This window comes from Micromonospora sp. NPDC049662 (assembly GCF_040675055.1).
In the GTDB taxonomy this organism is placed as follows: domain Bacteria; phylum Actinomycetota; class Actinomycetes; order Mycobacteriales; family Micromonosporaceae; genus Micromonospora.
This window is the reverse complement of the sequence record NZ_JBFAOC010000074.1, coordinates 1-21,056: the sequence shown is the minus strand read 5'-3', so window position 1 is coordinate 21,056 and position 21,056 is coordinate 1. Positions and strand designations below refer to the sequence as shown.

18 protein-coding genes are annotated in these 21,056 nt (G+C 70.7%); 12 read left to right on the top strand and 6 right to left on the bottom strand.

Annotation, left to right across the window (positions count from 1 at the left end):
* Window positions 1-83: 83 nt before the first annotated feature.
* Both ligD (AB0J36_RS31380) and ligD (AB0J36_RS31375) read left to right on the top strand, forming a co-directional pair.
* Window positions 84-1,025, top strand: coding sequence for a non-homologous end-joining DNA ligase (ligD, locus tag AB0J36_RS31380; protein ID WP_357393040.1), 942 nt, complete (start codon window positions 84-86; stop codon window positions 1,023-1,025).
* The gene (gene ligD, locus AB0J36_RS31375) at window positions 1,015-1,926 is read left to right on the top strand and encodes a non-homologous end-joining DNA ligase (RefSeq protein WP_363661486.1); all 912 of its coding nucleotides are present in this window, start codon (window positions 1,015-1,017) and stop codon (window positions 1,924-1,926) included. Before ligD (AB0J36_RS31380) ends, ligD (AB0J36_RS31375) begins: the two co-directional genes overlap by 11 nt.
* Before the next feature lie 47 nt (window positions 1,927-1,973).
* Here ligD (AB0J36_RS31375) and AB0J36_RS31370 read toward each other — a convergent pair whose 3' ends face one another.
* The 3 genes from AB0J36_RS31370 to AB0J36_RS31360 all read right to left on the bottom strand — a co-directional run bounded on the left by AB0J36_RS31370 (window position 1,974) and on the right by AB0J36_RS31360 (window position 6,340).
* Window positions 1,974-2,741, bottom strand: coding sequence for an alpha/beta hydrolase (locus AB0J36_RS31370; protein WP_363661485.1), 768 nt, complete (start codon window positions 2,739-2,741; stop codon window positions 1,974-1,976).
* A 245-nt stretch (window positions 2,742-2,986) separates the two neighbouring features.
* Window positions 2,987-5,293 (bottom strand): esterase-like activity of phytase family protein, encoded by a 2,307-nt coding sequence (locus tag AB0J36_RS31365; RefSeq protein WP_363661484.1) that lies wholly within the window; start codon window positions 5,291-5,293, stop codon window positions 2,987-2,989.
* A 138-nt stretch (window positions 5,294-5,431) separates the two neighbouring features.
* The gene (locus AB0J36_RS31360; protein ID WP_363661483.1) at window positions 5,432-6,340 is read right to left on the bottom strand and encodes an NAD(P)-binding domain-containing protein; all 909 of its coding nucleotides are present in this window, start codon (window positions 6,338-6,340) and stop codon (window positions 5,432-5,434) included.
* Between the two features lie 58 nt (window positions 6,341-6,398).
* Here AB0J36_RS31360 and AB0J36_RS31355 point away from each other — a divergent pair, with 58 nt between their 5' ends.
* The 3 genes from AB0J36_RS31355 (at window position 6,399) to AB0J36_RS31345 (ending at window position 8,243) form a co-directional block, all read left to right on the top strand.
* On the top strand, window positions 6,399-6,767 hold the full coding sequence (locus AB0J36_RS31355) for a MerR family transcriptional regulator (RefSeq protein ID WP_357123822.1): 369 nt from the start codon (window positions 6,399-6,401) through the stop codon (window positions 6,765-6,767).
* A 67-nt stretch (window positions 6,768-6,834) separates the two neighbouring features.
* Window positions 6,835-7,353: a SigE family RNA polymerase sigma factor gene (locus AB0J36_RS31350; protein WP_357123825.1), complete on the top strand. Its 519-nt coding sequence runs from the start codon at window positions 6,835-6,837 to the stop codon at window positions 7,351-7,353.
* Between the two features lie 5 nt (window positions 7,354-7,358).
* Window positions 7,359-8,243 (top strand): hypothetical protein, encoded by an 885-nt coding sequence (locus AB0J36_RS31345; RefSeq protein ID WP_363661482.1) that lies wholly within the window; start codon window positions 7,359-7,361, stop codon window positions 8,241-8,243.
* On the opposite strand, the gene AB0J36_RS31340 is transcribed toward AB0J36_RS31345, so the two are convergent.
* Window positions 8,227-9,291, bottom strand: a complete 1,065-nt coding sequence (locus tag AB0J36_RS31340) for a hypothetical protein (protein ID WP_363661481.1) — start codon at window positions 9,289-9,291, stop codon at window positions 8,227-8,229. The genes AB0J36_RS31345 and AB0J36_RS31340 overlap by 17 nt on opposite strands.
* Before the next feature lie 146 nt (window positions 9,292-9,437).
* Here AB0J36_RS31340 and AB0J36_RS31335 point away from each other — a divergent pair, with 146 nt between their 5' ends.
* Complete coding sequence (locus AB0J36_RS31335; protein WP_363661480.1) at window positions 9,438-10,190, top strand: TIGR03089 family protein; 753 nt, start codon at window positions 9,438-9,440, stop codon at window positions 10,188-10,190.
* A gap of 1 nt (window position 10,191) precedes the next feature.
* Here the strand turns inward: AB0J36_RS31335 and AB0J36_RS31330 are convergent, their stop codons facing one another.
* The gene (locus tag AB0J36_RS31330) at window positions 10,192-10,920 is read right to left on the bottom strand and encodes a tetratricopeptide repeat protein (protein WP_357393050.1); all 729 of its coding nucleotides are present in this window, start codon (window positions 10,918-10,920) and stop codon (window positions 10,192-10,194) included.
* Between the two features lie 199 nt (window positions 10,921-11,119).
* Here AB0J36_RS31330 and AB0J36_RS31325 point away from each other — a divergent pair, with 199 nt between their 5' ends.
* Window positions 11,120-12,064, top strand: a complete 945-nt coding sequence (locus AB0J36_RS31325) for a zinc metalloprotease (RefSeq protein ID WP_363661479.1) — start codon at window positions 11,120-11,122, stop codon at window positions 12,062-12,064.
* Window positions 12,065-12,167: 103 nt separating this feature from the next.
* On the opposite strand, the gene AB0J36_RS31320 is transcribed toward AB0J36_RS31325, so the two are convergent.
* Window positions 12,168-12,443, bottom strand: coding sequence for a hypothetical protein (locus tag AB0J36_RS31320; protein WP_357393054.1), 276 nt, complete (start codon window positions 12,441-12,443; stop codon window positions 12,168-12,170).
* Between the two features lie 474 nt (window positions 12,444-12,917).
* On the opposite strand from AB0J36_RS31320, the gene AB0J36_RS31315 reads away from it, so the two are divergent.
* From AB0J36_RS31315 to AB0J36_RS31295, 5 genes are all read left to right on the top strand, one after another.
* Window positions 12,918-13,127: a winged helix-turn-helix domain-containing protein gene (locus AB0J36_RS31315; RefSeq protein ID WP_363661478.1), complete on the top strand. Its 210-nt coding sequence runs from the start codon at window positions 12,918-12,920 to the stop codon at window positions 13,125-13,127.
* A 136-nt stretch (window positions 13,128-13,263) separates the two neighbouring features.
* Window positions 13,264-13,932, top strand: a complete 669-nt coding sequence (locus AB0J36_RS31310) for a hypothetical protein (RefSeq protein WP_363661477.1) — start codon at window positions 13,264-13,266, stop codon at window positions 13,930-13,932.
* Window positions 13,933-14,169: 237 nt separating this feature from the next.
* Window positions 14,170-14,892 carry a hypothetical protein gene (locus AB0J36_RS31305; protein ID WP_363661476.1) on the top strand — a complete coding sequence of 241 codons (723 nt, stop codon included), beginning with the start codon at window positions 14,170-14,172 and terminating at the stop codon, window positions 14,890-14,892.
* 93 nt (window positions 14,893-14,985) lie between these two features.
* Window positions 14,986-19,971, top strand: a complete 4,986-nt coding sequence (locus AB0J36_RS31300; protein WP_363661475.1) for a carbohydrate-binding protein — start codon at window positions 14,986-14,988, stop codon at window positions 19,969-19,971.
* A gap of 386 nt (window positions 19,972-20,357) precedes the next feature.
* A partial coding sequence (locus tag AB0J36_RS31295) for a hypothetical protein (protein WP_363661474.1) occupies window positions 20,358-21,056 on the top strand: 699 nt, incomplete at its 3' end.

The window sequence follows — 21,056 nt, the reverse complement described above, 5'->3', positions numbered from 1 at the left end:
TGCGCTCCCTTCCCCGATATCGACCATGCTCGCATCCGCAGGAACTCCACGCGAGGTGTTCGGCCTGCTACTACAGTCGGGTCGTGCCCGGCGCGCCGCTCAAGCCGATGCTCGCGATGACCGGGCCGCTCCCGGCGGGTGACGGCTGGGCGTACGAGTTCAAGTGGGACGGGGTCCGGGCGCTCGCCAACATCTCCGGCGGTGCCCAACACCTGTATGCCCGCTCCGGCGTGGAGATCACCGCCGCGTACCCCGAACTGGCCGCCCTGTCCTCGCAGGTCGACGACGCGCTGCTCGACGGCGAGGTGGTGCTGCTGGGCGAGGGTGGGCAGCCGTCGTTCACCGCGTTGGCCGAGCGGATGCACGTCCGGGACCACGCCAAGGCCGCCCGGCTGGCGGCGGTGATGCCGGTGACGTACATGATCTTCGATCTGCTGCGCCTGAACGGCGACGATCTGACCGGCTGGTCGTACGAGCGTCGCCGGGAGGCCCTGGACGCGCTCGCGCTCGGCGGCGCGCGGTGGGCGGTGCCGCCGGTGTTCGCCGACGGCCCGGCCACCTACGAGGCCGCCGGGGAGCACGGTCTGGAGGGCGTGATGGCCAAGCGGGTCGGCGCCGTCTACCGCCCCGGGGTTCGCTCGCCGGACTGGGTGAAGGTCAAACTGGAGGTGACCGGCGACTTCGTCGTCGGGGGCTGGCGGCCGGGCGCGCGTCGCATCGGCGGGCTGCTGGTCGGGGTGCCCGGCCCGGACGGCCGGCTGACCTACCGTGGTCGGGTCGGCGGCGGGATCGGCGCGGCCATCGAACGGCAGCTGCTCGCCGAGCTGGAGCCGCTGCGTACCGGCGCGTCACCGTTCGCGGCGGGCGTGCCGCGCGAGGATGCCCGGGGGGCCATCTGGGTAGCACCCCGGGTGGTGGTGGAGGTGAAGTACGGCCAGCGCACCCCCGACGGCCGGCTGCGCTTCCCCCGGGTGCTGCGGTTGCGCCCGGACAAGCCGCCGGAGGAGGTCGACGATGCCGGCTGAGAAGCTGCGGGTGGACGTCGAGGGCCGCGCGTTGGAGCTGTCCAACCTGGACAAGGTCCTCTATCCGGCGGTCGGCTTCACCAAGGGCGAGGTGATCGACTACTACACCCGGATCTCGCCGGTGCTGCTGCCGCACCTGGCCGACCGGCCGGTCACCCGCATCCGCTTTCCGAACGGGGTGGACGACAAGTCCTTCTTCGAGAAGAACAAACCGGCCGTGACCCCCGACTGGGTACGCGTCGAGACGCTGCCCGCGCCCGGGTCGACGAAGGGTCGGGAGACCATCGACTACGTCGTCGCCGACGACCTGCCCACCCTGGTCTGGCTGGCCAACCTCGCCGCGCTGGAACTGCACACGCCGCAGTGGAAGGTCGGCGAGCACCCGGACATGATGGTGGTCGACCTGGACCCGGGACCGCCGGCCGGCCTCGCCGAGTGCTGCCCGGTGGCGGTGCTGATGCGCGACCGGCTCGCCGACGACGGCATCGACTCGTACCCGAAGACGTCCGGCAAGAAGGGCATGCAGCTCTGCTGCCCGATCGCCGGCACCCAGTCGGCCGACGACGTCTCCGCCTACGCGCGTCGGATCGCGCAGGAGTTGGAGAAGGCGCACCCGAAGCTGATCGTGTCGAAGATGGCGAAGAACCTTCGTCCGGGCAAGGTCTTCATCGACTGGAGCCAGAACAACGCGGCGAAGACCACCGTCGCGCCGTACTCCCTGCGGGCGCAGTCGGTGCCGTCGGTATCGACGCCGCTGACCTGGGACGAGGTCGAGGCCGGCGGGCGCGGCCGGAAACCGGCCGTCCGCCAGTTCACCGCCGCCGAGGTCCTGGACCGGGTCGAGGAGTACGGCGACCTGCTGGCCGCGCTGCTCGACGGCGGCCCGGAACTGCCCGACTGAGACCAGCCCTTCAGGACGTCCGCTTGTGGCAGGTCAACATCGGCAGTTCAGTTCCCGTGCGGCGGGTCGGGCTGTCCGCGGATCAGCGCGGCGAGTTCGTCGAACAACCGGTTCTGGGCGGCCGCCTCTGCCGATGCCGGGTCCGTGTTCTGGATGAAGCCGTGCTCCAGGCCGGCCTCCTGCCAGTGCACCACCCGTGCCCCGGCCTGCGCCAACCGGTGGGCGTAGGCATCGCCTTCATCTCGCAGCGCGTCGTCCTCGGCGGTCACGATGAGCGCATCGGGCATGCCGTGCAGGTCTGCTGCCAGCAAGGGGCTGGCGGGCGCGCGATCGACAGGGTCGGGCGTCCACTGCGTAATGGCCCAGGCGAGGAAGTCGGCATCAAGCGCGTGACCGTTGCCCATTTCCACGATGCTGGCCTGTGAGAGCGTCAGGTCGGTGTTCGGGCAGATCAGGACCTGAAGGGCGGGCAGGGGATCGCCCGCGTCGCGCAGCCGCAGGCAGGCCATGGTCGCCAGGTAGCCGCCGGCACTGTCCCCGGCAACCGCTGCCGGTCGCGCCCAACGGAGCACCGACACCACGTCCTCGATGGCCGCAGGGTAGGGATGCTCCGGCCCACGCCGGTAGTCGACGGCCAACACCTCGACGTCGCACGCGTCCGCGATGCGGCGACAGGTTCGGTCATGGGTGTCCAGGTCACCCAGGACGAAGCCGCCACCGTGGGCAAAGACAACCAGCGGCCGCGCCCGCTCGGAGGGCCGGTAGTGGCGCAGAACGATCCCGTTCGGTCCACGGAGATCTTCGACCTTGGTCAACGCGGGGCCTGGGGGACGGTTTGCGGCTCGCCGCCGCGCATCTGCGCGGAGTTTCGACACGTCGGGACGGATCATGGAGCATCTCGCTTCTGCCACGGGCCCATCCCGAAGAGAGTGCGGATGAACATGGCCGTCGGGATGTGGTCAACGATAACGAGGGCTTCGACCGGCCGTTCGCCGCGTGCTCGTGACAACACCGCGCCGCCCGGCGCCCGCCTGTTCGAGGGGCGCCGGGCGGTCGGCGGTCACTTTTGGCCGAAGACCTTCCGGCTCGCGCCGAGGCGCAGGAGCACCGTCTCGCCGGTGGCGTCCTTGACCCCGTCGTTGTCGGTGATCGCGTACACCTCGCCGTTGCCGGACACGGTCAGACCCTCCAGTTTCTCCTGGGTCCAACCGTTGGTGGCCCGGAGCGCGGGCAGCACGTCGACGGCGAGTTTCTTCGGGAGCACGGTCAACGGGCCGGTCGCCGCCGCGACCGGCAGCGGCACGGTGTAGATCCGCTTCACCGTGGCGGCCGGGCCGTTGAGCTTGTCCCGCTCGATGACCGCCAACCGATCGCCGACCACGGTGATCTCGGAGAGCCCCATCCAGTCGCCCGGCACGGTGGTGCTCTCCAACTGGTAGCCGAACCAGCTCCACGTGCCCGCCGTGACGTCGTACCGGCCGAGACGCACGATGCCGGCCGGGTCGGTGCTCAGCTCCCGCTGCACGGCCACCCAGACGATCTCCCGGCCCTGCCGGTCGGTCGTCGCCGTGACGCCCTCCAGGCCCTGCTTGCCCAGGCCGGCAGCGACCTCGGCGGGCAGCGCGACGCTCTGCCGGGTCACCCCGGCAGCGTCGAGCCGGACCAGCCTGTTCTCCGTGCCCTTGGCACCCTCGACGGCGAGCCAGAAGCCGCCCTGCGGGCGGGCGAAGATGCCCTCCGCGTCGTATCCGACCGGCGTGCCGGCCGCGTCCCGCACCGGCAGCGCACCGGTGATCACGGCGGGCGTGCGCTTCGCGTCGATGGTGAGGATCCGGGTCTGGCTGTACGCAGCGTCGGTGACGCTGTAGAGCTGGTCCCGCTTACCCGGCACTGCGCTCAACGCGCCGAGTGCGCCCCACCCGATCGGAGCGCCTGACTCCTCCGACGCGGAGACGATGCTCGGGAAGGCCGTGGTGCCCCTGCCGATCCGGAAGAGAGACACCGATGCCCGGACGTTGACCGACGCGTCGTCCGTCTCGCTGGAGACGGCGAGCAGGCCGCGCGACGGGATGGGCAGCAGGCCCTCCGGTCCGTTGGTGGTCGGCAGGATCTGCCGGAACACCGGCCGGGTGGGGTCGCCCAGTTCGTACACGGCGACGAAGTTGCTGCGCTCCGAGCCGACGAAGGCGTACCGCACGCCGTCGTACTCGGCGACGGCCACGCCCTCCGGCTCGGTGCCCTTCTTGCCGGCCCGGTCCTCGTTGTGCAGCCCGTACGTGACGGCGAGCCGCTCGAAGGTGTTGCCGGCGTCCCAGGCGACCCGCCCGGTCCGGCTGTCGAAGACCGACCAGCCACGCGTGCCGCCGTGCCAGTCACCCTCGTTGGCCGTGGCCAGGTAGCGGTCGTCGACCCAGGCCACCGCGTCCGGCTCGCGCGGGACGTCGGTGATGCTGCCGGTCAGGTCGATGACACCGTCCTTCGTGGTGTCGACCCCGCTGATCGTGGCGGTGCCCGCGCTGAACACCTTGGTGATCCGGCCGGTGGGCAGGTCGATCAGGGCGACGCCGTTGTTCTCCTGAAGCGTCACGGCCAGCTCGTTCCGGCCGTTGATCGAGACGTACTCCGGCTCCGGGTCGGTCGGCGCGGCCAGCCCGGCGTGGACAAGCGCGGGCAGCGCGCTGCCGTCGGCACCGGTGAGCGCGACCGGTCGCAGCCGCCACCCGGCCGGGGACTTCCCGGTCAGGTCGACGACCTGCACGAAGCCGGCGGGCGCCTGGGGAAGGTCGCCCTCCTCGCCGCCCGGCGGGGTGGCCTCCTCGTCGCGCTCGTTCTCGATGGCGATCGCGGCGTACCGCTTGTCCTTGCTGACCGCGATCGAGTCGGGCTGACCGCCGAGGTCGAAGCTCGTCACCCGCTGGCGAGTTGCCAGCTCGATCACGTCGAGTCGGCCGGACGGCTCGGTGTAGCTGCTGCTGGTGTTCACCACCACCAGCACGTACCGGCCGACCACGGTCACCGAGGTGGGCTCGTCCTCGGCGTCGCCGAGCTGCGCCAGCGAGAGCGTGCCGAGGCCCTGTGGCCGGTCCGACCGGGAGATGTCCAGGAAGCCGATGCGCCGGGCCAGCGCATCGGTGTAGATCAGGGTGCGGCCGTCCTCGCTGACCGTCGAGATCTCGGCGACCGTCGCGGTCGCGGGGTCCTCGCCGGCCGGGCGGTTCTGGAAGACCGGGTACGTGGCGACCCGGTCAAAGGCGAGTGCCGGTCCCGGGTGGTGGTGTACGCCGGCCGTGGCGGGGGTGGCCCCGGTCAGGCTGGCGGCAGCCACACCGGCCGCGGTCAGCGCGGTGAGTGTTCTTCTGAGTGTCAAGGACTTCCTCCGTCGGTTCGTACCCGCTCGGAGGCTGGCACTCGCCGGGGAGCGTCAGCTTGCCGCGACGTGAACAGCGGGCGAAGCGCTGAAGCGACGTCAGCCGCTGCGACGGCGTTTAGTCGCCGCTGACCGTGATCATCGTGCCGCCTCCGCCGGATCGGCTGGTACGAGCGACTGGGCCAGCCGGGCGTAGCTGTCGCCTCCGTGGCCCGCCGCGATGGCCCGTTCGATGATCGATTGCACGGCCTGTAGCGGCGTGGGGTCGACACCGCGTGCGGCCGCGGCGTCCCGGACGTGGCCGATCGCCGAGCCGGCCGACGCGATGGTGGAGATGTCGGCGGCGAAGGCCCCGGACGTGAGTTGGTCGGCGAACCGGTCGGCCATGTCGGGCAACAGGCCACCGATTCCTCTGGCGAAGCGAGCGAACGCGGTCGGGGCGATACCTTCGGTGCTGGCCAGGGCGAAGGCGTGCGCGAGCCCGCCGACGGACATGGCGAACAGGTCGAGCAGCGCCATCTCGTACGCCGCCGCCGTGCCGGCGTCCGCGCCGAGGTAGGCGCTGGATCCGCCGAAGCTCTCCAGCCAGGGAAGACTCTCGTCGAAGAGGGTTCGCGGACCGCTGTAGAGAATCGTCGCGGCCGGTGTCCCGATGGTGGGCGCGGGCGTCAAGATGGCGCCGTCGAGGTAGTTGACATTCCGCTGCGCTGCCCAGCCCGCCATCTCCCGTGCCTCGGCGGCGTGTCCGCTGCTGAGGTTGACGAATGTTCCGCTCGGCGGGCGTTCGAGCCCCGACAGCACGGCGCGGACCGCCTCGTAGTTGATGACGCAGGCGATGACGACGGATGCCCGGTCTACGGCGTCGGCCACCGTCGGAGCGAGGATCGCCCCCCGGGCCACCAGCGCGGACGCCTTGGCGGGTGAGCGGTTCCAGAGCACGGTGGGGTGGCCGGCGGCGAGCGACGCGGCGGCCAGCGCCCGGCCCATCGGGCCGAGCCCCAGGACGGCGACGGCGGCGGACTGATCGTCCAGGTTGCGGTGGGTCACGGCGACGACGCTAAACCTTGACGTTGACGTGAAGGTCAAGCCCTGATCTGCTGTCGGGGTGCGGATCAGCGAACTGGCGCGGGAGGCGGGCACCACCCCCCGCGCCCTGCGGTACTACGAGGAGCAGGGCCTCCTGCAGCCGGCCCGTCTCGCGAGCGGTTACCGCCACTACGACTCCCAGGCGCTGCGGGCGGTGCGGCACATCCAACTGTTGTTGTCCGCCGGCTTGAACACCGCAGCGATCGCCGAGATCCTTCCCTGCATCCCGGATGACGCCACCGTGCTGGCTCCCACCTGCCCCGAGCTCCTCGACGCTCTCGCGGTGGAGCGCGATCGGATCACCACGTCCATCGACCAGCTCGCCGGTGCTCGCGCGGTTCTGGACCGGCTCATCCAGGCCGGCGCCCGGGCCCGCGACCAGTTCTGAGCACCGTCCGGCCTGCGAAGGGTGGCCGCCGCGACAACCTTCTGCGGGCCCGCTGCGTGGTAGGGGCGTGACCGACCAACAGAATCCTCTGTCCGCGACGGACCGGTCCTACGTCGCGTTCGTCGAGGTGGCGTGGGAGCGACATATCCGGCTGGCCATGCTGCTCTGCGGCGACCGCTGGCGGGCCGAGGAGTTGCTCCAGGACAGCCTGGTCCGGGTCTACGAGCGGTGGCGGCGGCTGTCCCGACTCGACGACCCGCACGCCTACCTTCGCCGGGCGCTGGTCAACAACCACACCTCGATCTGGCGGCGCCGCCGCCGCGAGAGCCTCGTCGCGGACGTTCCCGACCGGGCCGCCCCGGGTGGCGGCAGCGACCCCGACGCCGACGTCCTGCGCCGGGCGCTGCTGGCGCTGCCGGCGAAGCAACGCGCGGTCGTGGTGCTGCGCCACTACGAGGACCTGAGCGAGCGCGAGGTCGCTCAGATCCTGGGTTGCTCGCTGGGCACCGTCAAGAGCCAGAACGCCCGGGCGTTGGGCGCGTTGCGACACCTCCTGAACAGATCCTTCGACTCGGTGAGCAGGTGACAGTCATGAACGACATCGACGACCGACTGGTACGCGGACTACACGACCTCGTGGACGGCGAACCGGATTCCGCCCCGGACGTGCCGGCGCTGCTCGAGCGCGGTCGGCGGGGTCGCCGCCGTCGGGCCACCGCCCTGGCGGGTACGACCTGCGCGCTGCTGGCGTTGGGTGTCGGCACCGCCGTCACGGTGACGACGAACGCCCCACCCGAGCGTCCCGGCGTCACCGCCCGGGCCGCGCGTCCGGAGCAGGTCTCGCCGGCGCTGCGCCTGGTCTCGGCGGCCACCGCCAGCGAGAACATCAGCTACCGGATGCGCCTGGACAACTCGGGGCCGGGCGGGCTGACCTACGAGGGTGCGTTCGACCCGAGGACCGCCACGGGGTACGTCCGGGTTCCGCACGACGACTCGATCCAGACCGAGCTGCTGATCGACGGCACCCGGTACGAGGGCGCGGAACGGCCGCAGGGCGAGCTGCCGCCCGACAAGGGACCGGGCGAGACGTACGGCCGCTACGGGCAGCACCCCGGTAAATACGACCGCCTCGCGCTGCAGGGCGACGGGAACGCCGTGCTGGGCGCCGTCGCACCCGACCCGGCTGCCCTGTTCGCCGCGCTGAAGAGCGCGAACGCGACGGTCACCGAGAACCCGGACGGCAGCCTGCACTTCACGTACACGACGGCGGCCCGGGACGGGTCGACCGGCACGACCGGTGACGTCACGCTGGATCGCGACGGCCGGATCGCGACGGTGGCGCTCACCGTCACCTGGGAGTCGACGGCGAAGGGCCGGCTGGACCGGGGGACGGTCACCTCGACGCTCGCGTTGTTCGACTACGGCGTCGAGGTGAAGGTCGAACGCCCGACCGACGTCGTCATGATCTCGGAATAGCGGCGGGTGGCCCGGCGTCCACGATGGTGGACGCCGGGCCGGACGTGGCAGGGCGCAGCCGCCACCACGCGCCGCCGACCAGGGCCAGGGTGACGACGGTGACCGCCACGTCGCCGGCCAGGGCCGCTGCCGGGCTCGCCGGGGAGTACGGCGGCACCAGGTACGCGAACGCGGCGGCGCTGACCACGTTCGCTGAGGCGGCGGCGAGCACGTGCCGCTGATCCCAGCGTTCGCTCCCCGACCAGTACACGACCAGCGCGCCGACCGCTGCCGCGACCGTTAGCGCGACGAGCACCCCCGGCCAGCCGGGCGTCGGGTCGGTGAAGAGGTGGGCGACGACGACCAGTAGGCCGACCCAGAGCGGGTGCGGCACCCGCCGGGCGCGACGCGGACGGGTACGACGCCAGCGGGGCAGCAGGGCCACCGCGACCAGGGCGAGGACGACCGCCGTGGCGAAGCTCAGTTGCAGCGGGCTGGCCAGGAAGTTCTTGCGGCCCTCGGGCGAGGTGAAGACCAGCAGGCTGCCGAGCAGGTAGAGCACGCCGACCACCGCGAGCCCGGGTCGCCCGAGCCACGGCCGATGCCGCCGCTTCGCGCCGAGGAACGACTCGACGAACACGATCGGCGCGCAGATGGTCAGCAGGATGTGGTTGCCGACGTAGTCGTACGCCTGCCGGAGGCTGAACCCGAGCCCCGGCACCAGCGACGCCTCGGCGGCGGCGCGGGTGTCGGCGTACTGGGTGTCGTCGAGGTAGCCGGGATTGAACAGCGACTGGTCCACCAGACCGGCCTGCAGGACGCCGAACGCGGCGGCGAGCAGCACGATCGCCGGCCATCCCGCGCCTAGGCGTCGGGCGGCCTCCCGGATCAGGATCGCCGCCCCGCCGTACATCGGGCCCAGGGCGATGATCACCGGGAGGAAGTCGTCGATGGCGAAGCCGCCCCACGAGCACTCGGCCGCCCAGGGCGCGAGCAGCAGCAACGCCACCACCGGCACGAGCCGGCGGCGCAGCGGCGGACGGTCGGCACGGTCGGGTTCGGTCGGCACGGATGCTCCTCGGCGGCTCGGTCGGGGGTCGCCGGTCACCGTGCGCGAGCCAGCCGGCTAGCCGCTACGGCCATCGGCCGATGGCCACGGTGACCAAAGTCGTTGCGTAGGGTGGTGCGGACGTCGTCACCACCGGGAGCACGCGGATGCAGCCACACGCCACGGCCGACCTGACGGTCCCGCCCACCGCCATCGAGAGCCCGCTGCTCAGCTACCGGGACGAGGCGACCGGCGAGCGCGTCGACCTCACCGCCCAGCAGGTCGGCGCCTGGTCCGCGCGCAGCGCGAGCCTGCTGCGGGACGGCTGCGGGCTCGGCCCCGGCAGCCGCGTAGCGGTGTTACTGCCGCCGCACTGGCGTACCGCCGCGGTGTTGTTGGGGGCGTGGGCGTGCGGCCTGGCGGTGTCGTTCCGGCCGCGTGCCACGGCGGGCCTGCCGGTGCTGGAGCCCGGCGGCGACCGGCCGTTCGACGCGGTCTTCGTGACGCCGGAACGCCAGGACGACTGGTTGGAGGACGTGCCGGACGCGCCGCACCGCTACCTGGTCGGCACCGGGCCGGGCCGGCTCGCCGACGTGCCGCTGGGCTGGTTGGACTGGTCCGCCGAGGTGCTTCGCCACCCGGACGTCACGCCCGACCACACCGCGATCCGCCCGTCGGACCCGGCGAGCGCGGACGGCACGACCTACGGACAGTGGGGTGCGCTCGCCCGGGAGGTCGCCGGAATGCTCGACCTGCGCGCCGGGGACCGGTTGCTGGTCGACGCGGCCGAGCACGAGCAGCCACTGAAGTGGCTGCTCGCGCCGCTCTCGGCCGGCGCGTCGGTGGTCATCAGCGCCAACCTCGACCCGGCCCGACGGGACGCGGTCGTCGCCGCCGAGCACGTCACCCGAATCCTCTGATCTAGATCTGCGTTCTCGCTTCTTCGATCTGGCGCACGACGGCATGGGCGCCGTGCGCCTGCGCGATGGCGTCCGCCTCGTCGAGGGTCGCGAGCGCGTCCGCGTGGCGGTCCTGGGCGGCGGCGACGTAGGCCAGCCCGACCATGTTGGCGGCCACACCCGGCAGCGCTCCGATCTCTTGGCGCAGCCGAGACGACTCCTCCAGCCGCTCGCGCGCCTCATCGAGACGCCCGGCCACGTGTGCCGCGATGCCCAGGTGGCGCAGTGCCTCGGCTTCGGTCGACCTGTCGCCGGCCTGCGCCGCCAGTTGGCGGGACCTTTCCAGGTGCGGGACGGCGGTCTCGTTGTCGCGCCGGATGACCTGGTGCAGGCAGCCGATCCAGAACAGCGCCTCGGCCTGGCCGCGGGTGTCGGCGAGGGCCTGGTACAGCTCGTTCGCACGCTCGAACAACGGCAGTTCCGCCGGGTCCTCGACGGGCGACGTGTCGCCCCGGGCGCGTTCGTCGAGATACCGCGCATGCAGGATCCGCCCACGGGCCAACGCGGCGTCGGCCTCCACCGCGTCCAGGTCGCGTTCGGCGTCGGCCAGTACGCGGGCATCGCCGCCGTACACGGCCTGTTCGTAGAGCTTTTGGGCCCGTTCGATGCGATCTTCGGCGTTCATTCGCCGCCCCCGTCCTGGCATCGCCACTGCGTGCCGGATCAGCAGCCTAGTGGTCGAGGCCCGCACTGTGTGGACGGTCAGCGACGGGTGGCGCGGGCATGCCCGCAGTCGCGCGGAGCGACCCAATCAGCGCTGGCGGATCAGGTTCCGTTACATCGGCATATTCCCTGCTCAGAGGGGCTTTTGTCGATGTCGTCGACGTGTTCTCATACCGATGCGACGGCATCGTCGAACCCGCACCGCTCCCTCACCGAAAGGTGCACCGATGCAGAGCAGATCCCCCTTCCGACTGGCGGTTCTCGCCGCCAGCGCCGCCACGTTTTTGGCGTCCGGCGGCGCGTCCGGGGCGCTGGCCACCGCCGCTCCCGCGACCGCGTCCCCGGGCGTCGCGGCCTGCGCCGGCGAGCAGAGCGCCGCCCGGGTCACCGAGGGCGCAACGGCCAAAGAGCCGGAGCTGTACTCGAAGAACGAGGCCAACGCCTACGGCGTGATCAAGGATGCGCCGCGTCTGCCCAACGGCAGCGTCACCGTGCCGACGGTCTTCCACATGGTCTCCGACCACCCCTTCACCGCCGCCGAGACGGCCCGCTGGAAGACCCTCATCGCGGCACAGATGACGGTCCTCAACGACTCGTACGCGGGCCGCACGTCGGCGGACGCCTCCGACACGCCGTTCCGGTTCGATCTCGTCGACACGACGTGGACGGTGAACAGCGCCTGGTACACGGTCGAGCCGGGCAAGAACGAGCGCGACATGAAGAAGGCGCTCTACACCGGCGACTCGGAGACCCTGAACGTGTACGCGGCCAACATCGGCGGCGGGCTCCTCGGCTGGGCGTACTTCCCGAAGGGCTACAACAACGGCCGCGACTACATCGACGGCGTGGTGATGCTCGACGAGTCGATGCCGGGCGGCACGGCCGGCAAGTACGCCCTCGGTGACACGCTGACCCACGAGGTCGGGCACTGGCTGATGCTGGAGCACACCTTCGCGCACGGCTGCTCGGCGTCCGGCGACTTCGTCGCGGACACCCCCCGCGAGGCAGCCCCGCAGTTCGACTGCCCGGTCGGCGCGGACTCCTGCACCGCGCCCGGCCTGGACCCGATCCACAACTTCATGGACTACACGCAGGACTCCTGCATGGACATGTTCACCCCCGGCCAGGCCGACCGAATGAGCGACGCCTGGGTAGCGTTCCGCGCAGCCTGACGTCCCGGGGCTGCCGGGCAGCTTGCGCGTGTTGATCAACTTGAGCGTGTTGATCAAGAGGTTTGCGTCACCGGAAAGCTGATCGGTGACGCAAACCTCTTGATCATTTTTGGAAGAGTGCGCGGCGCCGGGGCGCGCGTCGCGAGCAGGGCGCGGTGTGGTCGGGCGGTAGGGCACAACGGCCGCCGGCGGGTAGTCGCTGGTCGCAGAAGACCCAGTGGCGTACGCACTGCTGGTCCTCGGCCGACACGGTCACCCCGCCCGGCTCGACGTGGGCGCTGAGCCGGGCCAGCACGCGGGCGGCGGTACGGGCGAAAATCCGGGCCCGGAACAGGTCGGGCGCGGTCACCGGCAGGTGGATCACCCAGCGCTCGGTCATCGGTCTTGGCTTGCTGCCGTCGGTGGTCTTTCTTCGCGTCGGTTCAGCAGCCGGCGGATCAGGTCGCGCACGGGGGACCGCCCTTCGTCGGGTCGCGTCGAAGTGGAGGGGGCGGCCTCCGCCGGTTGCGGGCGGCGGAGACCGCCCCACCCTGCGACCGCAGCCTCGATCGGCGGTACGGCAGCAGGGCCGCGCCGGGGGAGCGCGGAGGGTGGGGTCTCGGCGGCGATGCGAGACCGGTACGAGAGGCGCCAACCGACCGCAGCAGCACCGCATCACCGACAGTGACGCTACCGATGCAGCATCACCTACGTCAAGTACTGCTCCATCCTCTTTTGCCGAACCATCATCACCTCCAGCTATGTCACCACCATCACCTCTTTCAGTACATGCATTGCCTACGTCGAGGGGGTGGATCAATACTGGGTGGGCCAACCGACTGCAAGGGGCCGCATCGTGCCTATCCCGCCCACCATGGACGAGCTGCTAGACGACCTGCGAGGCAAGATCAAGGACGGTACGTATCCGCCTGGGAGCCAGTTGCCTTCGGGTCGCGCGCTCGCCGACTCCTACGATGTTTCGCACTCGACGATCCAGCGGGCGGTCGCGACGTTGCGGGAGCAGGGCGTACTGGTCGGCCGTCCGGGTCGCGGCGTCTTCGTCGCGGAGACCACCCGGCGCTGACGCGCGCTGGCCGGCTTCCTAGTTCGGGCACGGTCCGGGGGCTGGCACAACGCCTTAAGCCTTAAAGCTGCCTCTGGGCAGCGCACAGGCTACGAGTGACCGGAATGGCTGGCCTGATCAAGGAGATGAGGCATCGTTGTCCGACGACGACAGTAGCTATAGCGATGATGCCTTCTACGCGTGGATGGAGGCCATGCACCGGCTCACCTCTGAGCAGGCGACAGCGAGGTCATGGCGGCGCGGTAGGTACAGCTTCGCCCACCGTCTTGGCGAAGCGTTGGTGGGTTCTACTGACGACCAGCCGGCACTCGTGGGCCCGGTGGTCTATGGAGTCTGGTTGCGCTGGGGACTGCTGTATATCGGCCAGACCACCAAGGCAGAACCGCGGTTGCGTGACTTGGCGGTGGGAGAAAGCCATCACCTTCCCAACACTTTCCCGCCCGAGATCTGGCACAAGGTTCTGGTCGTGGCCTGGCCCGAGCTTCCTCAGGCTCGGCCCCTCGCCGAGAATCTCGGCCCTGACGTTGTCGGGCTGGCGCTTGAGCACGCGCTACAGGAGCGACTGTGCCCACTAGTAAACTCCGAGCGGCGGACTCCCGAAGGTGGGTGGCGTGAGGTGGCCTGGGGAGGCAGCAGGTCTCGCGGCGCCCGAGCGGTACCTGACGTTGTAGACCTGGTCCGGGCGGTTGGTGAAGTCTGGGACGCAGCTTCGGCCCAGCCTTCCGAGAGAAGCGAATTGCCGCCGTCCTGTCGGCTCGTCTTCCCCGGCCAACTGTTGTCGCAGAAGCATTCCTCGACGCTGTGAGGACCACCATGCGGCGGCCAGTCGCTCTTTCAGTCAAGGCGATCCCGCTGTCTTGATCGGCCAACCTCCCGGACGCACTGGTCAACGTACGCACCGCACAGTTGATCAACTAACTGTTCACCCCCGCTGCGCCCGTTTCTCATCAAGCTCGCCTGGTGAGTTCGCCAACGGCCGGCAGGGTCACTGAACGGCCGCGCCCACCGGCGTGCCACAGCACCTGTAGACCGGAGCGCTGGCATGCCCGCAACCGCTCGGTGGCCCCGCCGTGTCGTGATCTCGGCGGCGTTCACCCTCACCCTGCTCGCCCTGGCGGTCCCCGCTGACGCCCACCCGTACGGCTATCCGCAGACCGTCACCGTTGCGGCGGACGCGGCCCGCCCCGACGTGGTCCACCTGACGTGGAAGCCCGGCGGCGTCGACGAGCTGACAGTGCTCGGCGTCCACCTCGGCCTTTTGCCGCAGGACCGTGTCCTGCTCGACGGGGCTGTCGACACCCGGGACAAGGACGCGACGATCCTCGCCGGATCTAAGCCGTTCGCCGACTACCTGCTCAAGCAGATGACCGTCAGCAACGCCGGTCGGGCGTGCGCCGGCACCGTCAAAAAGGCGGGCGACCTCGCCGCCTCCGGTGTGGACGTCGACTACACCTGCTGGGGTGCCGTCGGCATCGCCCGCGTCGAGGTCCGGATGCTGACCGACCTCGACCCCGCGTACCGCACCGTGGCGACCGGGCCCAAGGGCAAACGCCAGGTGTACGGCACCGACGAGTACTCCCACGACTGGCTGCTCGGCGACGTGCCCCCGCCAGCGGCTGCCACCGGCGGGACGGGCCACGCCCAGAGCACCACCCGGCGGCTCGTCATGAGCGTCGGCCCGCTGCTGCTCGTCGGGGCCGTCGGGTCGTTGCTGCGACGCCAGCTACGTCGCCGACGGGTCACCCGCGTCCGACCGTCGTCCTGATACCGGCCGCCATCAGGGCGGCCCCTCTGCCCGCCGCAGTCGGCACCCACGGCGTCGGCGGTTCCTCGCACCCAACAAAGGAGAAACCCCGCCATGACGCACGACAGACGTGCGCGCCGGAAGCGAACACGCGGACTGCTGTCCGCGATGGCGCTCATTCTCATCGCCGGACCGGCGACGACCCTGCATCCGGCGTTGGCCGGAGCGGAGGCCGTGCCGGCCAGCGCCACCACGCCGCTGATCAACCTGAGCGACGGGCAGAACGTCGAGGGCAAGGTGCCCGTCGTCGTCGAGCCGGTCACCGAGAACGACTCGGTGACCATGCTCGCCGTCGACGGCGACAAGATCAGCGCCGAGAAGACCGCGGGCACCGCCCACTTCGCGTTCGAGATGGGCGGCAACGGCACCGAGGCCCGCTACCGCAACTACCTGACCGTCAACGGACACACGGCCGAGGCCGACCGGGTCTACTTCCCGGACGTCCCGGGCGGGAGGGTCGGCACCCTCGACTTCCCGGGCGACTGGCTCAAGCCGGGCGCTAACACCGTTTCGGTCCACGCCGGAGCGAACTGGGTCGACACCACCACGAAGACCGCCGTCGGCTACCAGGAGCTGCCGAACGGTGAGGGTGGCCGCTGCCCCAACTACGACGACTACGCGCTGAGCAGCATCAGTCTCAGCCTGCTCGGCGTGGTCGCCGACGGCGAGCAGAACCTGTTCAGCTACAACTTCGGCGACGGCACCTGCGGCAGTTCGGCGAAGCTGCTCAACCAGGACCTCACCTTCGTCATCTCCGGCACCCCGGGCAGCACGTCCGGCCTGCGTACCGACCTCGACACCACGAAGCTCACCAACGGTACGCACACCGTCAGCGCGACGAGCCTGTCGGGCGCGAAGACGAGCGTCACGGTCGACGTCAACAACGCCCCGGCCGGCGCGGCGGTGGTCACCCCCGGGGACGGTGCCCGCGTACGCGGAACGCAGCCGGTCATCGCCGCGCTCGCGTCCGCCGGCAAGGACAGCGTCGAGTCGCTCGCCATCGACGACAAGCCGGCCGAGAACGCGGAGATGCTGGCCGCCGGCACCGCCACCCTCGGCCTCGCGGTCGAGGCCGGCAACTCGGTCGAGGCCCGCTACCAGAACTACGCGCTGGTCAACGGCCACCGCGTCGACCTCGGCGGCGACTACGGCGCGCTCGGCGCAGAGGCCGTGAAGCTGGCGTTCCCGAACCGGTTCCTGCACCTCGGCGACAACGTCGTACAGGTGCGCACCGGCGACTACAACGGCACGCTCAACGGTGCTACCTGCGCCAACCACGACGACTTCAAGCTCACCCGGGAGGCCACCAGCCTCACGCTGAGCACGGCGGGCACGGTGACTGCCGGCACCACGTACCTGGTCACCACCAGCGGCACGACCGTGACGAAGGCGGAGACGACCGCCGCGTCCCTGGCGCTCGGCGACGGCACCTGCGGTGCGAACAAGGACGCCGAGTTCCACTTCACCGTCGCGGACGCGCCGACCACGCGCACCGTCGACACCCTCGCCGCCGCCGGCGACGCGCACCTGAAGATGTTCGTCGGTGGCAACGGCAGCGACAACGGGTACGACAACAAGGTGCTGGTCAACGGCATCCCGCTGGAGATCGGGATGTGGGAGAAGGAGGTCGCCGACCTCGCCTTCCCGAACGAGTGGCTGGTGCCGGGCGTCAACGCCCTGGAGTTCGTGGCGGGCAGCGACCACGGCAGCGCCAAGCCGGCCGGCTGCGACAACTACGACGACTTCACCCTGCGGGACTTCGAACTCCTGCCCAGCGGCGCGAAGGCCACTCAGCTGACCCGCTCGGTCGCGCAGACCACGGTCACCATCGGCTCTGCCACCTACCCGGCCGGCTCGCCCGTGACCACGTACCTCGGTGATGGCACCTGCGGCAGCAGCTTCAACGGCGTCCTCACCACGATGGTGCTGTTCGACGTCACCGCCCAGGACGGCTCGGCGCTGCCGGCGCTGGGCAAGCGCGCCGACGTGGACACCGCGACGATCGCGGACGGCGCCCACACCATCAAGGCGGTCGTCGGCGACAAGACCTCGACGCGGCGGTTCACCACCGACAACACCGCCCCGGAGATCGCGAGCAGCGTTCCGGCAGCCGGCCAGCGGCTGACGTCGACGGTGGCGCTCGACGTCAGCGTCAAGGACGCCAGCGGCGTGGTCGGCACGCCGACTCTCACGCTCGACGGCGCGGCCGTGAAGCAGGGCGACCAGATCGGTCACGGCCTGCCGGCCGGCGAACACACCATCGCGATGACGGCGACCGACGCGCTCGGCAACACCGCGACCCGCGAGGTGCGCTTCAGCAGCGCGAGCATCCCGGACGTCCCGACCGAGCTGAACGCCACGATCAAGAACACCGACCCGCTCTCGGCGGAGCTGTCCGCCCGGATTCCTGGCACCGAGGGTGTCGGGCTGACCGCGACCTTCACCAAGGCCGACGTCGTCCTGCCGACCAAGGGTTACCAGGGCGAGGCGGCCGACGTGCCGACCACGCTCGACGTCCAGCATGACCGGAGCGTGGACGTCACCTCGCTGCGTCCGCTCGACGGTTCGACCATCGACAGCCCGTCCAGCCGTGGGGTGGTCTTCCAGCGGTACGACCTGCCGTTGGGCGCCACCAAGCAGGAGCCGACGCTGCGCTGGTCGGGCAGCATCGACCCGGCGCGGATCGTGGCGCTGCGGGCCTGGAACCCGGCCACCGGAAAGTGGGTCGTGCTCACCAGTTCCCGGGGGAAGGCCGGGCAGGACACCGTCCTGACCGCGCCGGTCGAGGCGGGCTACCGCGACGGCGGTGTCGTGCACGTGCTGGTCACCGGCGAGGACCCGTTCGCCGATGATCTGTCGCCGCGCGACGCGACGGCGCAGAACGACAAGGACCGCTTCGAGGACCCCGCGTCGTACGACTTCTCGTTGGCGCACTTCACCGACACCCAGTACGTCACCGAGGGCGCGGCCGGCGGCACGTACGACGACTTCGACGGCAACGCCGAGCCCTCGGACGTCGAGACCGCCGAGGAGCAGGCGATCTGGTCGGCCGCGTACCGCGACCAGATGCAGTGGATCGCCGACAACGCAAACAGCCGCAAGATCGCGTACGCGGCACACACCGGTGACGTCATCGAGAACGACTACTACGACCCGCTGGCGAAGAACCCGGACGGCTCGCTGAAGCGGCCCGGTCTGCACGAGCAGGTGCAGAAGGAACTCGCCACCGCCTCGGGCTTCCAGAAGATCCTCGACGACAACGGTGTCGTCAACCAGGTCATCGCGGGCAACCACGACGACCAACTGGGCGCCGAGACCGGCCCCGACTCCCGGTTCAGCCGGACCTTCAGCGCCGACCGGTACTACGGGACGGCGAAGGCCTGGCCGAAGGGCACCGAGTACCACGCCTGGGACGAGCGGACGAACGCCGACGGCTCGGTCACGCCGGGTAGGGACAACCAGAACAACTACCTGCTGTTCTCCGCCGGTGGCCTGGACTTCGTGGCGGTCGGCCTGTCGTACGGCGTCACGCCGGCCGAGGCCAAGTGGGCTGACTCGATCTTCAAGCGGTACAAGGACCGCAACGGGATCCTGCTCTCGCACGACTACCTGAAGCCGTCGGCCAACCCCGACGGTCGCGGCGCGGACTTCTCCGCCCCGGACGGCTCGCCGCTGTTCAAGCAGGTCGTCGAGGCCAACCCGAACGTGTTCCTGGTACTCGCCGGGCACGAGCATGGCGTCGGCACCAACCTGAAGTCGAAGATCGGGGTGACGGTCAGCCACGACGTCGTCGAACTGCTGGCCGACTACCAGTTCTACACGGTCGCCGCCGCCGAGCTGTGGCCGAACCAGGTCGCCGCCGACGGCACCATCGATGTCAACGGCGACGGCACGCCGGACCACAAGGCCACCGACCGGTTGCAGTTCGGCGCGAGCTTCCTGCGGCTGCTCCAGTTCGACGTGGACCGGGCCGAGATGCACATCGACACGTACTCGCCGTTCCTGAAGAACTTCGGGGCGACCGAGTACGACATCCGCCAGGACGGCAGCCAGCCCAAGCCGCGCTACAACGGCGCGGAGGACAACCTGACCCTGCCGGTGGACCTCACCACCCGCAAGACGTCGTTCACCACCGACTCGCTCGCCGCGTACGTGCCGGCCGGCACGATCGGCACCGACGAGGTGACCTCGAACGACGTGGCCACGACGACGTGGGACAAGCTCCTGCCGGGCACCTCGTACGGCTGGATCGTGTCGGCGAAGAGCGCCGACGGCGGCGAGGCGGTGGCCCAGCCGGCGGTGTTCACGACCGCCAAGCGGGTCCCGACGATGACCGTCACCGCCACCCCGACCGCCTGGGGCACGGCGGCGACGGTGACCGTCAAGGTCGCGGCCGGCAGCACGCCGGTCACCGGCGCGGTGGAGTTGCGCGAGGGTACGACCGTTCGCGGCTCGGCCACGCTGACCAACGGCACGGCGACGTTCACCCTGCCGGTGGGCCTGGCCGGCGGCCAGCACGCGCTGACCGCGTCGTACCCGGGTGACGACCACCTGACCGCGGTCGAGGCCACCGCCACCCTGACGGTGAACCTGCCGGCGCAGTGGAGTTCGTCGACGGTCTACAACGACGGCGACCGGGTGACCTACCAGGGCCGGGTGTTCCGGGCCTCCTGGTACACGAAGAACCAGAAGCCGGGCGCGGACGCCAACGGCGCGTGGCAGGAAATCGCCATGACCGAGGACGGCACCGCGATCTGGACCGCGTCGCGGATCTTCAACTCGGGCGAGTTCGCCATGTACGACGGTAGGAAGTGGCGGGCCCAGTGGTACACCCGCAACCAGAAGCCGGGTGACCGCAACGGGTCCTGGGAGGAGATCGCCCCGACCCCGCCGGACAACAGCCCGGCCGCCTGGACGCTGACCAAGGTGTACACGGCCGGCGACCGGGTGTCCTTCAAGGGCCACGTCTACGAGGCGAAGTGGTGGACGCGCGGCCAGGAGCCGGGCGACCCGAACGGCCCCTGGAAGCTGATCAAGTAGGCAGGGTTCGCGTGAACACCGGCCCGGGACCGATTGCTGGTCCCGGGCCGGCGTGCGCGTTGATCGACTCGGGTTCCTGGAAGCTGGGGTGTCCCGAGCGCCCCGACACCCCGCCTTCCTGGACCACGAGTTGACCAAGGCCCGGGGCGCCTCGCTCACCGGGAGGAGCAGTTCTCGCTGACGTCGGGTCGGAGCCGGCGGAGCTGGTTCGCCAGCGTCCCGATCAGGTCCGCAGGGTGCGTCACCCGTCCGGTGGAGGCCATCCGTTCCGCCCGTTCTCACGTTTGCCCTGCCCCTACGCTTCGCCCGAGGCGGGCGCGGGCGGGGCGTCGGCCACTGTCGACACTGACGGAGGGCTGATGGCGTCGAGGCGTACACCTCGGGTTGTGGTTGCGGCGGTGGCCGGCGCGCTGTTGGCCCTCGGCGTGGTCGCGCCCGGCCCGGCCGCCGCGCCGCCGCGCGCGGCCCGGGCGGACGGCGACGTGGCCCCCGTGCCGCGCGAGCCGCGCCCACCGCTGCTCCCGGCCGACTTCCGGGGCACCGGCCGGTACGTCGTGCGCGACCTCGGCATCGACGTGCCGTTCAGCTGGCAGGGCCGCGACGGCAACAGTCAGATGGTCGCCGGCGGCCCCGAGCACCCCATCTGGTTCACGAACCTGATCTACGAGAACACGCTCTACACGCTCACCTACAAGTGGCCGAACATCCCGCTGTTTCCGCCGCGCCCGTGCAGCAAGGTGCCCGGGTTCTTCAACCGGCAGATCTTCAACGACAAGCTGAAGACGTCCCGCTATGTCGGGCCGGAGATCCTGCAGGGTGCGGACGACCGGCACGTGGACCACTGGCGGGTGGGAGTGGTCGGCGGCTCGACCGTGCCGGGGGAGTTCTTCCGGTTCCCGCTGGCGCTCGGCGACATCTACGTCGACCAGCGCGACCCGAGCCGGTGGTGGCAGGTGCTCCAGTTCGGCCTGCAGAACCTCTTCGACCCCGAGCTGGACGAGTGGTTCACGCTCAACACCTTCGACCACCACCCGGGCGAGGTGACCCTCCCCGACCGCTGCCCACCCCCCACCCCCACCCCCACC